The sequence below is a fragment of the Anaerobacillus sp. ABD4_527 genome (assembly GCF_056160805.1).
In genome coordinates this window covers 26,109-40,368 of record NZ_JBSWXZ010000007.1, presented here as the reverse complement: position 1 = coordinate 40,368, position 14,260 = coordinate 26,109, and the positions used below count along the sequence as shown (strand labels likewise).

Genomic DNA, 14,260 nt, shown 5'->3' with positions numbered 1-14,260 from the left:
AAGGCATCTATTTTCAAACGATTAAAGAACTTCTGGAGCAAGAGATACGATTTTCATGTACTGGTTGTCACGAAGTTCACGAGCAACCGGTCCGAAAATACGAGTTCCGCGTGGTCCTTTGTCATCACGGATTACTACCGCTGCGTTTTCGTCGAACTTGATGTAAGAACCATCTGGACGACGAACTCCGCTTTTACTGCGTACGATAACAGCTCTGACAACTTCACCCTTCTTAACAACGTCACCAGGTGTTGCCTGTTTCACCGAACAAACAATTACGTCACCGATGTTAGCTGTTTTACGACCAGTACCACCGAGAACCTTAATGCATTGCAATTCACGAGCACCAGAGTTGTCTGCAGATTTCAAACGAGATTCCTGTTGAATCATTTAGATAGACCTCCCTTCGGACATGAGTAAATGATCCGAGTTCATTTAGATAATTACAGCTTCTTCAACAACTTCAACAAGACGGAAACGCTTATCTTTAGATAGCGGACGAGTTTCCATAATACGTACTACGTCGTTGATCTTTGCAGAGTTGTTTTCATCATGCGCTTTAAACTTCTTAGAGTATTTCACGCGTTTACCGTATAGTGGGTGCATTTTATAAGTCTCAACCATAACTGTGATTGTTTTATCCATTTTGTCTGAGACAACACGACCTACATATACTTTGCGATTATTGCGTTCGCTCATTTCGCAAACCTCCCCTCATATTAACCGTTTGTGATTCCTAACTCTCTCTCACGCAACACTGTGTTAGCGCGAGCGATTGATTTACGGACTTCACGAATGCGGGCTGGGTTTTCCAGTTGACCTGTAGCGAGTTGAAAGCGAAGATTGAAAAGCTCTTCTTTGAAAGACTTCGCTTTCTGTTCGATTTCAGCAGTGGTCAAGTTACGAATTTCCTCAGCTTTCATTTGTGTCACCACCCACTTCTTCGCGTTTTACGAACTTAGTTTTAACAGGTAGTTTGTGAGAAGCAAGACGAAGAGCTTCACGCGCTACTTCTTCAGAAACACCTGCGATTTCAAACATGATTTTCCCTGGCTTTACTACAGCTACCCATCCTTCAGGAGCACCTTTACCGGAACCCATTCGAACTTCTAGAGGTTTAGCAGTATAAGGCTTAGATGGGAAAATTTTGATCCATACTTTACCGCCACGTTTCATGTAACGAGTCATAGCGATACGAGCAGATTCGATTTGACGGTTTGTGATCCAGCTAGCATCAAGTGCTTGTAGACCGTATTCGCCGAAAGCTACTTCAGTGCCACCTTTAGCACGTCCGCGCATTTTTCCGCGATGTTCTCTGCGGTATTTAACACGTTTAGGTAACAACATGATTTATTTTCCCCCTTCCTCTTTTTGCGTTCCTTTCGTTGGAAGGACTTCACCACGGTAGATCCAAATCTTCACACCAAGCTTACCGTACGTAGTATCTGCTTCTGCAGTACCATAGTCGATGTCAGCACGAAGTGTGTGAAGAGGCACAGTACCTTCACTGTATGATTCAGAACGAGCAATATCTGCACCGTTTAGGCGTCCAGATACTTCAGTTTTAATACCTTTTGCACCAGCTCTCATCGCACGTTGAATCGTTTGTTTCATAGCACGACGGAATGAGATGCGGTTTTCAAGTTGACGAGCGATGTTTTCAGCAACTAGAGTTGCATCGATGTCAGCTTGCTTGATTTCGAAAATGTTAACGTGAACTCGCTTGCCTGTTAGTTCTGTAAGAGACTTACGAAGAGACTCAACTTCAGAACCACCTTTACCGATTACCATACCAGGCTTAGCAGTTTTCACTGTTACGTTTACTCGGTTTGCTGCACGCTCGATTTCAACGGCTGAAACAGATGCGTCTTTCAAGCGTTTTTCAATATATTCACGAATCTTGATATCTTCGTGTAAAAGGTCAGCGTAATCTTTGTCTGCGTACCATTTAGACTCCCAATCACGGATAACGCCAATTCGAAGTCCTACTGGATTAACTTTTTGACCCACTCGTTATCCCTCCTTCTTTTCTGATACCACTACTGTGATATGGCTAGTGCGCTTGTTAATACGGCTAGCACGACCCATAGCACGTGGGCGGAAACGTTTCATTGTTACTCCTTCGTCTACAAACACTTGAGAAACCGTAAGATCGTTCGGCTCTAGTTCAAGATTGTGTTCTGCGTTAGCAATAGCAGAATTAAGCACTTTCTCAACTAATGGAGAAGCAGCTTTGTTTGTGTTGCGAAGAATGGCAATAGCTTCACCAACTTGCTTTCCCCGAATGAGATCTACGACTAAGCGTGCTTTACGAGGAGCAATACGCACGTGTTTTGCAACAGCTTTAGCTTGCATTCGTTGTACCTCCCCTCAAATTAACGTCTAGTTTTTTTATCATCTGCAGCATGCCCGCGATATGTGCGAGACGGAGCAAATTCACCAAGCTTGTGTCCGACCATGTCTTCTGTAACATAAACCGGTACGTGCTTGCGTCCATCGTATACTGCGAAAGTGTGTCCAATAAACTCTGGGAATACTGTTGAACGACGAGACCAAGTTTTAATAACTTTTTTGTCGTTCTTTTCATTCAAGTCTTCGACCTTTTTCATTAAATGATCGTCGACAAAAGGTCCTTTTTTCAAACTACGACCCATTTGTGAACCTCCCTTTTGTGATTAAGCTACGGCCCCTGCGAACCGTAGGTTAATCGCATTATTTTTTCTTCTTACGACGACGTACGATGTACTTGTCGGAGTCTTTGTTCTTCTTACGCGTTTTGAAACCAAGAGTTGGTTTGCCCCATGGTGACATTGGTGATTTACGTCCGATCGGCGCACGACCTTCACCACCACCGTGTGGGTGATCGACTGGGTTCATTACAGAACCACGAACTGTAGGACGGATACCCATCCAACGAGAGCGTCCAGCTTTACCAACGTTGATAAGTTCATGTTCAAGGTTACCAACTTGACCAATAGTAGCACGGCAAGTAGAAAGAATCATGCGAGTCTCTCCAGAACGAAGACGTACAAGTACGTACTTTCCTTCTTTACCTAGTAGCTGAGCTTCTGCACCAGCAGAACGTACTAGTTGTCCACCGCGACCTGGTTTAAGTTCGATGTTATGAATTGTTGTACCAACTGGAATGTTGATTAGTGGAAGAGCGTTACCTACTTTAATGTCAGCTTCTGGGCCAGACATAATTTCAGTTCCTACTTTTAATCCTTTTGGAGCAAGAATGTAACGCTTTTCTCCATCAGCATAGTTGATAAGAGCGATGTTAGCAGAACGGTTTGGATCGTATTCGATTGTAGCAACGCGTCCTGGTATTCCATCTTTATCTCGTTTAAAGTCAATAACACGGTATTTACGTTTGTGACCGCCACCTTGGTGACGAACAGTTAAGCGACCTTGGCTGTTACGTCCGCCTTTCTTGTGAAGCGGCGTAAGCAACGATTTTTCCGGCTTGTCTGTCGTGATTTCAGCAAAGTCAGATACTGACATTCCACGACGACCGTTAGTGGTCGGTTTATACTTTTTAATCGCCATTCTCATTTCCCTCCTTCACAATTGTTCTTAGCCTTCAAAGAAGTCCAATTCTTTGCTATCCGGTGTAAGCGTCACGATAGCTTTTTTACGACGTGGTGTAAATCCGCTGTGGCGGCCAACACGTTTCTTTTTACCCATATAGTTCTGAGTGTTCACTCCAGCAACTTTAACTCCGAAGATCTCTTCAAGAGCACTCTTGATTTGAGTTTTGTTAGCACGAGTATCAACTTCGAACGTATATTTTTTGTCTGCCATTACGTCTGTAGTAGCTTCAGTAATAACGGGGCGCTTGATGATGTCACGAGCGTTCATTACGCTAGCACCTCCTCTACTTTTTCCAAAGCGTCTTTTGTCATAACTAGTTTATCAGCTTTAAGGACATCAAGAATGTTGATACCAGCTGAAGTTACAACAGTAACACCAGGAATATTGCGCGCAGATAATGCAACTGCTTCGTTATAGTCACCCGTAACGATTAGCGTTTTGCTGTCTGCTGAAAGATTTGAAAGAACTGTTACCATTTCCTTTGTTTTTGGAGCATCAAAAGAAAGGCTTTCTACAGCTACAAAGTTTTCTTCTTGTACTTTAGAAGACAATGCAGATTTAATCGCCAAACGACGAACTTTTTTAGGTAGCTTGTAAGAATAGCTTCTTGGTGTTGGACCGAATACTACTCCACCGCCAACCCATTGTGGTGAACGGATTGAGCCCTGACGAGCACGACCTGTTCCTTTTTGACGCCATGGCTTAGCTCCACCACCGCGTACTTCTGAACGATTTTTCACGTCATGGTTACCTTGACGCAAAGATGCTTGCTGCATGATTACCGCATCATACATAACACTTTCGTTTGGTTCGATTCCGAAGATCGCTTCAGCGAGTTCTACATCGCCGACCTGTGCTCCGGATTGGTTGAACATAGTTACTTTAGGCACTTGGATATCCTCCTTTCTTACTTAGCTTCTTGTGCTTTAGTTGCACTTTGGATAGTCACATAGCTCTTCTTAGCTCCAGGCACGTTCCCTTTTACTAGAAGTAGATTACGTTCTGTATCAACTTTAACAATTTCAAGGTTTTGAACTGTTACACGCTCTCCGCCCATACGTCCAGGTAGAAGTTTACCTTTCATTACGCGCATCGGATCGATAGGACCCATAGCACCAGGACGACGGTGGTAACGAGAACCGTGAGTCATTGGTCCGCGAGATTGGTTATGACGCTTGATAGCACCTTGGAAACCTTTCCCTTTAGACGTACCAGTTACATCAACTACGTCACCTTCGTTAAAGATATCAACTTTGACTTCCTGACCAATTTCGTAACTACCTTCAGCGTTACGAATTTCCTTCACGAAGCGCTTAGGTGTAGTGCTTGCTTTTGTAGCATGGCCTTCCTCAGGCTTGTTGTAACGAGACTTTTTCTTGTCAGCGAATCCAAGCTGGATTGCTTCGTAGCCATCAGTATCAACAGCTTTCTTTTGAAGAACAACGTTAGGTTCTGCTTCAACCACAGTTACCGGGATGATATCACCGTTGTCAGCAAAGATTTGAGTCATGCCTACTTTTCTTCCTAAGATTCCTTTGGTCATTAGTCACACCTCCTAAATGTTTTTAAATAGTTTTATATAGCGTTCTATTAAAGTTTAATTTCAATGTCAACGCCAGACGGTAGATCTAAACGCATTAGAGAATCAACAGTTTGTGGTGTTGGCTCAATGATGTCGATTAGACGCTTGTGCGTACGCATTTCGAATTGCTCACGAGCATCTTTGTACTTGTGAACCGCACGTAGAACTGTATAAACAGCTCTTTCCGTCGGCAACGGGATTGGTCCGGATACTTTTGCACCTGAACGTTTTGCTGTTTCTACAATTTTCTCAGCAGATTGATCAAGAATACGGTGATCATATGCCTTTAAACGAATACGAATCTTTTGCTTTGCCATTATTTCCCCTCCTTTTTCGCCCATATTTTAATAGACAGTTCTCCGTGAAAATAACCCCAACACACTCGCCATGGCAAAGGGGCCGGGTGTGTCAGCAACCTTCCACTTCATCGCTGTTTATGACCAACATTCTTATTATACTATAACATCAGCATTTACGCAAGGCTTTTGTCTAGATAATGAATATGTCGATCGCACACTTTTAATATTATAACGGGCTGCTTTAAAAATTGCAAGATGCATTACTATTTTCGCAATATTTCATATAAAAAAGCACCCGGTTAATATCCGGGTGCTTTTAAAATATCGATACTACTCGATGATTGTTGCAACAACGCCTGCGCCTACAGTACGTCCACCTTCACGGATAGAGAACTTAGTTCCGTCTTCGATTGCGATCGGAGCGATAAGTTCAACTGTCATTTCGATGTTGTCTCCAGGCATAACCATTTCAACGCCTTCTGGAAGTTGAATTGTACCAGTTACGTCAGTTGTACGGAAGTAGAACTGAGGACGGTAGTTAGCGAAGAATGGAGTATGACGTCCACCTTCTTCTTTAGAAAGAACGTAAACTTCAGCTTTGAACTTAGTGTGAGCCTTAACAGTACCAGGCTTAACTAGTACTTGTCCACGCTGAATGTCTTCACGAGCTACACCACGAAGTAGTGCGCCGATGTTGTCGCCAGCTTCTGCATAGTCAAGAAGCTTACGGAACATTTCTACACCAGTAACTGTTGTTTTCTTGCTCTCTTCTTGAAGACCAAGAATTTCAATTTCGTCACCGACTTTAACTTGTCCACGCTCAACACGTCCAGTAGCAACTGTACCACGACCAGTGATTGAGAATACGTCCTCAACTGGCATCATGAATGGCTTGTCAGTGTCACGCTCTGGAGTTGGGATGTACTCATCAACAGCGTCCATAAGTTCGAAGATTTTCGCTTCGTACTCATCGTCGCCTTCTAGAGCTTTAAGTGCAGAACCTTTGATTACTGGAACTTCGTCGCCATCGAAGTCGTACTCAGAAAGAAGGTCACGAACTTCCATTTCAACTAGTTCAAGTAGCTCTTCGTCGTCAACCATGTCACACTTGTTAAGGAATACAACAAGCATAGGTACACCAACCTGACGAGAAAGAAGGATGTGCTCACGAGTCTGAGGCATTGGGCCGTCAGCTGCAGATACTACAAGGATTCCTCCGTCCATTTGTGCAGCACCAGTGATCATGTTTTTAACATAGTCAGCGTGACCTGGGCAGTCAACGTGTGCATAGTGACGGTTTTCTGTTTCGTACTCAACGTGTGCAGTTGAGATTGTGATTCCACGCTCACGCTCTTCTGGAGCACCATCGATTTGGTCGTAAGCCATAGCAGTACCGCTACCTGAACGCTTGTGAAGCACAGAAGTGATCGCAGCTGTTAGAGTAGTTTTACCATGGTCAACGTGTCCAATTGTACCAATGTTAACGTGGGGTTTCGAACGGTCGAATTTTTCTTTTGACATTAGTGTTTCCTCCTTTAATTACCAAAGAATTATCTATGCCAAGATAGGCGTATGAATATAATTCTCGCCTATCTTAGATTACAACAAAACTTGCTTTGCTACAATTATTCGCCTGTAGCTTTTTTGATGATTTCTGCAGAGATTGATTTAGGCACTTCTTCGTAGTGATCGAAGGACATTGTGTAAGTACCGCGTCCTTGAGTACGAGAACGAAGTGTAGTCGCATAACCAAACATTTCAGATAGTGGTACGAACGCGTTGATAACCTGTGCGTTTCCGCGAGCAGCCATACCTTCTACGCGTCCACGACGGCTTGTTACGTCGCCCATGATATCGCCCATGTATTCTTCTGGAACTACAACTTCAACCTTCATCATTGGCTCAAGTAGTGCAGGGTCACAATGGTCTTTAGCTTTCTTAAGAGCCATTGAAGCAGCTACTTTAAATGCCATTTCGTTTGAGTCAACGTCGTGGTATGAACCATCGACAAGACGAGCTTTAACGTCGATTAGTGGGTAACCAGCTAGTAGCCCGTTATCCATTGCATCGCGAAGACCAGCTTCAACTGCAGGTACGTATTCACGTGGAACTACACCACCAACAATTTTGTTTTCAAACTCAAAGCCAGCGCCTTCTTCGTTAGGTTCGAATTCAACCCATACGTGTCCGTATTGTCCACGACCACCAGACTGACGTACGAATTTACCTTCAACCTTAGCACCCTTCTTAATAGACTCACGGTATGCAACCTGAGGAGCACCAACTGTTGCATCAACTTTGAACTCACGACGTAGACGGTCAACGATGATATCAAGGTGAAGCTCACCCATACCAGAGATGATCGTTTGGCCAGTCTCTTCGTTTGTTTCAGTTTTGAAAGTTGGATCTTCTTCAGCTAGCTTAGCAAGTGCTACTGCCATCTTATCTTGGTCACTCTTCGTTTTTGGTTCGATCGCAACCGAGATAACTGGATCTGGGAAGTCCATAGACTCAAGGATAACTGTATCCTTTTCGTCACATAGAGTATCACCAGTAGAAGTGTCTTTCAGACCAACTGCCGCTGCGATATCTCCTGCGTATACAGTAGAGATCTCTTCACGAGAGTTAGCGTGCATCTGAAGAATACGTCCTACACGTTCACGCTTGTCTTTTGTAGAGTTCTTAACGTAAGAACCTGAAGATAGCGTTCCTGAGTAAACACGGAAGAATGTAAGTTTACCAACGTAAGGGTCTGTCATTACTTTAAATGCAAGTGCAGAGAAAGGACCATTATCGTCAGCAGAACGAAGTACTTCTTCTTCAGAATCTTTTAGATGACCTTTGATTGCAGGTACATCTAATGGAGAAGGAAGATAGTCTAGAACAGCATCAAGAACTAGTTGAACACCTTTGTTCTTAAATGCAGATCCGCATAGTACAGGGTAGAATTCAACGTTACAAGTTCCTTTACGGATTGCAGCCTTGATTTCTTCCTCTGTAAGCTCTTCACCTTCAAGGTATTTCATCATTAGATCTTCTTCAAGCTCTGCTACAGCTTCGATCAACTTCGTACGGTACTCTTCAGCTTGTTCCTTGTATTCAGCAGGAATTTCGCGAGCTTCTGTACGAGAACCTAGTTCATCAAGATAGTAGAAAGCCTGCATCGAAATAAGATCGATGATACCTTCAAACTCATCCTCAGCACCAATTGGTAGCTGAACAGGGTGAGCGTTAGCTTGCAGACGTTCATTAAGTGTGCCTGTGGAATATAGGAAGTCCGCACCTAGTTTATCCATCTTGTTGATGAATACGATACGTGGAACCCCGTAGTTTGTAGCTTGACGCCAAACAGTTTCTGTTTGCGGTTCAACACCTGATTGCGCATCAAGTACCGCAACTGCTCCATCTAATACACGTAAAGAACGTTCAACTTCTACCGTGAAGTCTACGTGACCAGGCGTGTCAATGATGTTAACACGGTGGTCTTTCCACTGGGCAGTGGTAGCAGCAGAAGTGATCGTGATTCCACGCTCCTGCTCCTGCTCCATCCAGTCCATCTGAGAGCCACCTTCGTGAGTCTCACCGATTTTGTGGATACGCCCTGAATAGAAAAGAATACGCTCGGTTGTTGTTGTTTTACCAGCATCGATGTGTGCCATGATACCGATATTACGTGTATCTTTTAAGGAGAATTCTCTTGCCATTAGTATTTCTCCTTCCTTTTATAAAGATAGTAGTTTTATTTAACTGGCGATTACCAGCGGTAGTGAGCAAACGCTTTGTTTGCTTCTGCCATTTTGTGCATTTCTTCACGCTTCTTAACAGAAGCACCAGTGTTATTAGCTGCATCCATGATTTCGTATGCTAGTCTTTCTACCATTGTTTTCTCACCGCGAAGACGAGAATAGTTAACAAGGTAACGAAGTCCTAGAGTTGTACGACGATCTGGACGTACCTCAACCGGTACCTGGTAGTTAGCACCACCAACACGACGAGCGCGTACTTCAAGTACTGGCATAACGTTTTTCAAAGCTTGATCGAATACTTCCATAGCTTCTGTGTTAGTACGCTCCTGGATAAGATCGAATGCTTTGTAAAGAACTTGTTGTGCCTTACCTTTTTGGCCGTCTACCATAAGACGGTTGATTAGGCGAGTTACAAGCTTGGATTTGTAAATTGGATCTGGTAATACGTCACGACGTTCTACTGGACCTTTACGTGGCATGGGAAGACCCCCTTTCTCAATTGTTGTTTAAAATCATTACTTCTTAGCTGCTTTCGGTCTCTTAGTACCGTATTTAGAACGACCTTGCATACGATCGTTAACACCTGCAGTGTCAAGTGCACCACGTACGATGTGATAACGTACACCCGGTAAGTCTTTAACACGTCCTCCACGGATAAGCACTACACTGTGCTCCTGAAGGTTGTGACCGATACCAGGGATATAAGCAGTAACTTCGATTCCGTTAGTAAGACGAACACGAGCGTATTTACGCAATGCAGAGTTCGGCTTCTTTGGAGTCATTGTACCCACACGAGTACATACACCACGTTTTTGTGGAGATGAAAGATCTGTATGAGTCTTTTTGAAGCTATTATATCCTTTGTTCAATGCAGGAGAGTCAGATTTCTTAGTCTTAGAAACACGTCCCTTGCGAACAAGTTGGTTAATAGTTGGCATTTTGTTTTCCTCCCTTCTTAAGTGATTAGCAAGCCCACACATCCAGGTGGTTCATGTATAGATAAAAGGAAAGTTTTTGCCCGTCAGTTCATACTGAACCAGACAAAAACGGTTATGCTTTTATCGTTACTGTTGCCGCCCCTACTTCGATGCCGCACGCCTTGCCAAGTTTTTTCATTGAATCAACCCGGTGTATAGGAATGCTCTTCTCTTTAGCGAGAGCAACAACCTTAGAAGTAACCCTGCGATCAGCGTCGTCAGCAACAAATACTTCCTTCGCTTCCCCAATCTGGAGGGCCTTAAGAGTTTGTTTTGTCCCGATTATTAATTCATCTGCCTGTGATACTTTTTCATAAGACACAGATATATCCTCCAAAGCAACAGGATTATCGGGAGCACCTTGGATATAATATCACCCTGTACTCCCGATGTCAACACTTCCCCTGTTTATTCTTGATTCACTAAAGCACTTTCGTCCTGCTCAAGATGTTCTGTTGCTTCTTGCGCTTCTCCAGCAACATTGATCCTGCGGTAACGTTGCATACCAGTACCTGCCGGAACAAGCTTACCGATAATAACATTTTCCTTTAGACCAAGAAGTTCGTCACGTTTACCTTTAATCGCAGCATCAGTTAGGACACGAGTTGTTTCCTGGAATGATGCAGCAGACAAGAAGGATTCAGTTTCAAGAGATGCTTTTGTAATTCCGAGAAGTACCGGACGTCCAGTAGCTGGCAATCCGCCCTTAACAAGAACTTTTCTATTCACATCTTTGAACTGATGGATGTCAACAAGTGATCCAGGAAGTACTTCCGTATCACCTGCATCGATAACGCGGATCTTACGCATCATCTGACGAACCATTACTTCAACGTGCTTATCACCGATTTCAACACCCTGCATACGGTATACCTTCTGCACTTCTGCTAGGAGGTATTCTTGTACGCCGTCGATACCGCTGATCGTTAGGAGCTGCTTAGGATCGATCGAACCTTCTGTTAAGGCTTGACCAGCCTGAACAACATCTCCTACTCCTACTTTAAGGCGTGCACCATAAGGTACTGGGTAATTACGAGTTTCGGTTTCACCCTGTACAACGATTTCTTTCTTTTCTTTGACTTCAGCCATATCGATGACTGTTCCATCAAGTTCAGAAATAACCGCCTGACCTTTTGGATTACGTGCTTCAAATAGTTCCTGGATACGCGGAAGACCTTGAGTGATGTCATCTCCGGCAACCCCACCTGTGTGGAATGTACGCATCGTCAACTGTGTACCAGGTTCTCCGATAGATTGTGCAGCGATGATTCCAACTGCTTCTCCAACTTCTACGCGTGTACCAGTCGCAAGGTTGCGTCCATAACACTTTTTACATACGCCGTGGCGTGTGCTACATGTGAAGGCAGAGCGGATATGAACATCCTCGATTCCAGCTTCGACGATTGCCCCAGCAATGTCTTCAGTGATAAGAGAGTTTTTCTCCACAAGGACTTCGTTTGTTTCTGGGTGTTTCACTTTCTTGAACGCTACACGTCCAACAAGGCGATCGTATAACCCTTCGATCAATTCGTTACCGTTCTTGATCGCACTAACTTCAAGTCCACGATCTGTTCCACAGTCGTCTTCGCGAACGATAACGTCCTGCGCAACATCTACAAGTCGACGAGTCAGATAACCTGAGTCAGCTGTCTTAAGTGCTGTATCGGCAAGACCTTTACGCGCACCGTGAGTAGAAATAAAGTATTCTAGTACCGTTAGACCTTCACGGAAGCTTGATTTGATCGGTAGTTCGATGATTTGTCCAGATGGGTTAGCCATCAAACCACGCATACCAGCTAACTGTGTGAAGTTAGATGCGTTACCACGAGCTCCTGAATCACTCATCATAAAGATTGGGTTATCCGTTTCAAGAGTCTTCATCAGTTTCTCTTGGATGCGGTCTTTTGCACCACTCCAGATCGAGATAACTCGGTCATAACGCTCATCGTCAGTGATTAGACCACGACGGAACTGCTTGAGAACTTTTTCTACTTTTTCTTCAGCTTCAGAAATGATTTCTTGCTTCTCAGCAAGTACTACGACGTCAGATACACCAACTGTAATACCAGCTTTTGTTGAATATTTGAATCCAAGGTCCTTCATTCGATCTAGCATGCGAGAAGTTTCCGTTACTTTGAAACGCTTGAATACTTCAGCGATGATCTTACCGAGTATGCCTTTCTTGAACGGAGTGATGATCTCACGCTTTGCGATCTCTTCTTTCACATTTACACCATGTGGAAGGAAGTACCTTTCAGGAGTTGCTACTTCAAGGTTAGTCGTCGTTGGCTCGTTAATATACGGGAACGACTCCGGTAAGATCTCATTGAAGATCAGCTTACCGACCGTTGTAACTAGCAACTGCTTATTCTGCTCTTCAGTAAATGCAGATTTATTAAGAGAAGAAGCTGGGATTGCAACACGAGAATGAAGGTGTACATATCCATTCTGGTATGCGATCAGCGCTTCGTTTGTATCTTTAAATACAGAACCTTCTCCAATTGCTCCTTCACGTTCCATAGTTAGGTAGTAGTTACCTAGTACCATATCCTGTGATGGTGTTACAACTGGCTTACCATCCTTAGGGTTTAGAATGTTCTGTGCTGCAAGCATCAAGATTCGTGCTTCAGCTTGAGCTTCTGCAGATAGTGGAACGTGAACTGCCATTTGGTCACCATCAAAGTCAGCGTTGTATGCTGTACAAACGAGCGGGTGAAGACGAATAGCACGTCCTTCTACAAGAATCGGTTCAAACGCCTGGATACCAAGACGGTGAAGCGTTGGCGCTCGGTTAAGAAGAACAGGGTGTTCTTTAATAACGTTCTCGAGTACGTCCCAAACTTCAGGGTGAACCTTTTCAACTTTACGCTTAGCACTCTTAATGTTGTGAGCAAGACCTTTCGATACAAGCTCCTTCATCACGAATGGCTTGAATAGTTCAAGTGCCATTTCTTTTGGTAGACCACACTGGTACATCTTAAGGTGTGGACCTACGACGATAACGGAACGGCCTGAGTAGTCAACACGCTTACCAAGAAGGTTTTGACGGAAGCGTCCCTGCTTACCTTTCAACATGTGAGAAAGAGACTTCAATGGACGGTTACCAGGACCTGTAACAGGTCGGCCACGACGACCATTGTCGATTAGAGCATCTACTGCTTCTTGCAACATACGTTTTTCGTTCTGAACGATGATACTTGGTGCCCCAAGATCTAAAAGTCGTTTCAAACGATTGTTACGGTTGATCACACGACGGTAAAGATCGTTAAGGTCAGACGTCGCAAAACGACCACCATCAAGCTGAACCATCGGACGAAGTTCTGGCGGGATTACCGGTAGAACATCTAGGATCATCCATGCTGGATTGTTACCAGATCCACGGAACGCTTCAAGTACTTCTAAACGTTTGATCGCTCTTGTTCTACGTTGTCCTTGAGCCGTCTTCAATTCTTCTTTCAAAACATCTACTTCTTTATCGAGGTCGATGTCAAACAGTAATCTACGGATTGCCTCAGCACCCATTTCAGCTGAGAAAGTTTTCCCGTACTTCTCGCGATATGCACGGTATTCTTTCTCTGAAAGAAGTTGTTTTTTCTCTAGAGGTGTGTCACCTGCTTCTGTTACAACGTAAGAAGCAAAGTAAATGACCTCTTCAAGTGCGCGTGGAGACATGTCAAGAACAAGTCCCATACGACTTGGAATCCCTTTAAAGTACCAGATGTGGGAGACAGGGGCAGCAAGCTCAATGTGCCCCATTCTCTCACGACGTACTTTTGCACGTGTTACTTCAACTCCACAGCGGTCACAAACGACTCCTTTATATCGGATACGCTTGTATTTACCACAGTGACATTCCCAGTCCTTAGTAGGGCCGAAGATACGCTCACAGAAAAGTCCATCTTTCTCTGGCTTTAAGGTACGGTAGTTAATGGTTTCTGGCTTCTTCACTTCTCCTCTTGACCAGGAGCGAATTTTATCCGGTGACGCCAGACCGATTTTCATATACTCAAATTTATTGACATCTATCAAGGGGCCTACCTCCCTTTAGAATTCAGGTTTAAC

The 14,260-nt window shown here is 44.0% G+C and carries 18 protein-coding genes; all 18 read right to left on the bottom strand.

The genetic code is table 11. The features are described from left to right. Positions 1 to 21 precede the first annotated feature (21 nt). Positions 22 to 390 carry a 50S ribosomal protein L14 gene (gene rplN / locus ACXAHI_RS19720; protein ID WP_474850734.1) on the bottom strand — a complete coding sequence of 123 codons (369 nt, stop codon included), beginning with the start codon at positions 388 to 390 and terminating at the stop codon, positions 22 to 24. 45 nt (positions 391 to 435) lie between these two features. Then, entirely contained in the window at positions 436 to 699 is a 264-nt protein-coding gene (rpsQ, locus tag ACXAHI_RS19715; protein WP_224885215.1) for a 30S ribosomal protein S17, read from the bottom strand. Between the two features lie 20 nt (positions 700 to 719). Continuing rightward, positions 720 to 923, bottom strand: coding sequence for a 50S ribosomal protein L29 (gene rpmC / locus ACXAHI_RS19710; RefSeq protein ID WP_048313330.1), 204 nt, complete (start codon positions 921 to 923; stop codon positions 720 to 722). Further along, positions 913 to 1,347, bottom strand: a complete 435-nt coding sequence (rplP, locus tag ACXAHI_RS19705; protein ID WP_270182793.1) for a 50S ribosomal protein L16 — start codon at positions 1,345 to 1,347, stop codon at positions 913 to 915. The genes rpmC and rplP overlap by 11 nt, the downstream gene beginning before the upstream one ends. Before the next feature lie 3 nt (positions 1,348 to 1,350). Further along, a complete protein-coding gene (gene rpsC / locus ACXAHI_RS19700; protein ID WP_270182792.1) occupies positions 1,351 to 2,010 on the bottom strand; it encodes a 30S ribosomal protein S3 in 660 nt (219 codons plus the stop codon). Positions 2,011 to 2,013: 3 nt separating this feature from the next. Beyond that, complete coding sequence (gene rplV, locus ACXAHI_RS19695) at positions 2,014 to 2,355, bottom strand: 50S ribosomal protein L22 (protein WP_270182791.1); 342 nt, start codon at positions 2,353 to 2,355, stop codon at positions 2,014 to 2,016. A 20-nt stretch (positions 2,356 to 2,375) separates the two neighbouring features. Further along, positions 2,376 to 2,654 (bottom strand): 30S ribosomal protein S19, encoded by a 279-nt coding sequence (rpsS, locus tag ACXAHI_RS19690; protein WP_224885224.1) that lies wholly within the window; start codon positions 2,652 to 2,654, stop codon positions 2,376 to 2,378. 58 nt (positions 2,655 to 2,712) lie between these two features. Continuing rightward, positions 2,713 to 3,549 carry a 50S ribosomal protein L2 gene (gene rplB / locus ACXAHI_RS19685; protein ID WP_270182790.1) on the bottom strand — a complete coding sequence of 279 codons (837 nt, stop codon included), beginning with the start codon at positions 3,547 to 3,549 and terminating at the stop codon, positions 2,713 to 2,715. Positions 3,550 to 3,576: 27 nt separating this feature from the next. Then, complete coding sequence (rplW, locus tag ACXAHI_RS19680) at positions 3,577 to 3,861, bottom strand: 50S ribosomal protein L23 (RefSeq protein ID WP_224885228.1); 285 nt, start codon at positions 3,859 to 3,861, stop codon at positions 3,577 to 3,579. Continuing rightward, positions 3,861 to 4,484 (bottom strand): 50S ribosomal protein L4, encoded by a 624-nt coding sequence (gene rplD, locus ACXAHI_RS19675; protein ID WP_474833191.1) that lies wholly within the window; start codon positions 4,482 to 4,484, stop codon positions 3,861 to 3,863. The genes rplW and rplD overlap by 1 nt, the downstream gene beginning before the upstream one ends. 17 nt (positions 4,485 to 4,501) lie before the next feature. Further along, positions 4,502 to 5,137 carry a 50S ribosomal protein L3 gene (gene rplC / locus ACXAHI_RS19670; RefSeq protein ID WP_270182788.1) on the bottom strand — a complete coding sequence of 212 codons (636 nt, stop codon included), beginning with the start codon at positions 5,135 to 5,137 and terminating at the stop codon, positions 4,502 to 4,504. A 47-nt stretch (positions 5,138 to 5,184) separates the two neighbouring features. Beyond that, on the bottom strand, positions 5,185 to 5,493 hold the full coding sequence (gene rpsJ / locus ACXAHI_RS19665; protein ID WP_224885234.1) for a 30S ribosomal protein S10: 309 nt from the start codon (positions 5,491 to 5,493) through the stop codon (positions 5,185 to 5,187). Positions 5,494 to 5,805: 312 nt separating this feature from the next. Next, positions 5,806 to 6,996: an elongation factor Tu gene (gene tuf / locus ACXAHI_RS19660; RefSeq protein ID WP_270182787.1), complete on the bottom strand. Its 1,191-nt coding sequence runs from the start codon at positions 6,994 to 6,996 to the stop codon at positions 5,806 to 5,808. 104 nt (positions 6,997 to 7,100) lie between these two features. Continuing rightward, positions 7,101 to 9,179, bottom strand: a complete 2,079-nt coding sequence (gene fusA / locus ACXAHI_RS19655) for an elongation factor G (RefSeq protein WP_270182786.1) — start codon at positions 9,177 to 9,179, stop codon at positions 7,101 to 7,103. A 50-nt stretch (positions 9,180 to 9,229) separates the two neighbouring features. Continuing rightward, positions 9,230 to 9,700, bottom strand: a complete 471-nt coding sequence (rpsG, locus tag ACXAHI_RS19650; protein WP_270182785.1) for a 30S ribosomal protein S7 — start codon at positions 9,698 to 9,700, stop codon at positions 9,230 to 9,232. Between the two features lie 36 nt (positions 9,701 to 9,736). Continuing rightward, complete coding sequence (rpsL, locus tag ACXAHI_RS19645) at positions 9,737 to 10,159, bottom strand: 30S ribosomal protein S12 (RefSeq protein ID WP_270182784.1); 423 nt, start codon at positions 10,157 to 10,159, stop codon at positions 9,737 to 9,739. A gap of 112 nt (positions 10,160 to 10,271) precedes the next feature. Then, positions 10,272 to 10,520: a 50S ribosomal protein L7ae-like protein gene (locus tag ACXAHI_RS19640; RefSeq protein WP_270182783.1), complete on the bottom strand. Its 249-nt coding sequence runs from the start codon at positions 10,518 to 10,520 to the stop codon at positions 10,272 to 10,274. Positions 10,521 to 10,606: 86 nt separating this feature from the next. Beyond that, complete coding sequence (rpoC, locus tag ACXAHI_RS19635; protein WP_474850732.1) at positions 10,607 to 14,227, bottom strand: DNA-directed RNA polymerase subunit beta'; 3,621 nt, start codon at positions 14,225 to 14,227, stop codon at positions 10,607 to 10,609. Positions 14,228 to 14,260: the final 33 nt, after the last annotated feature.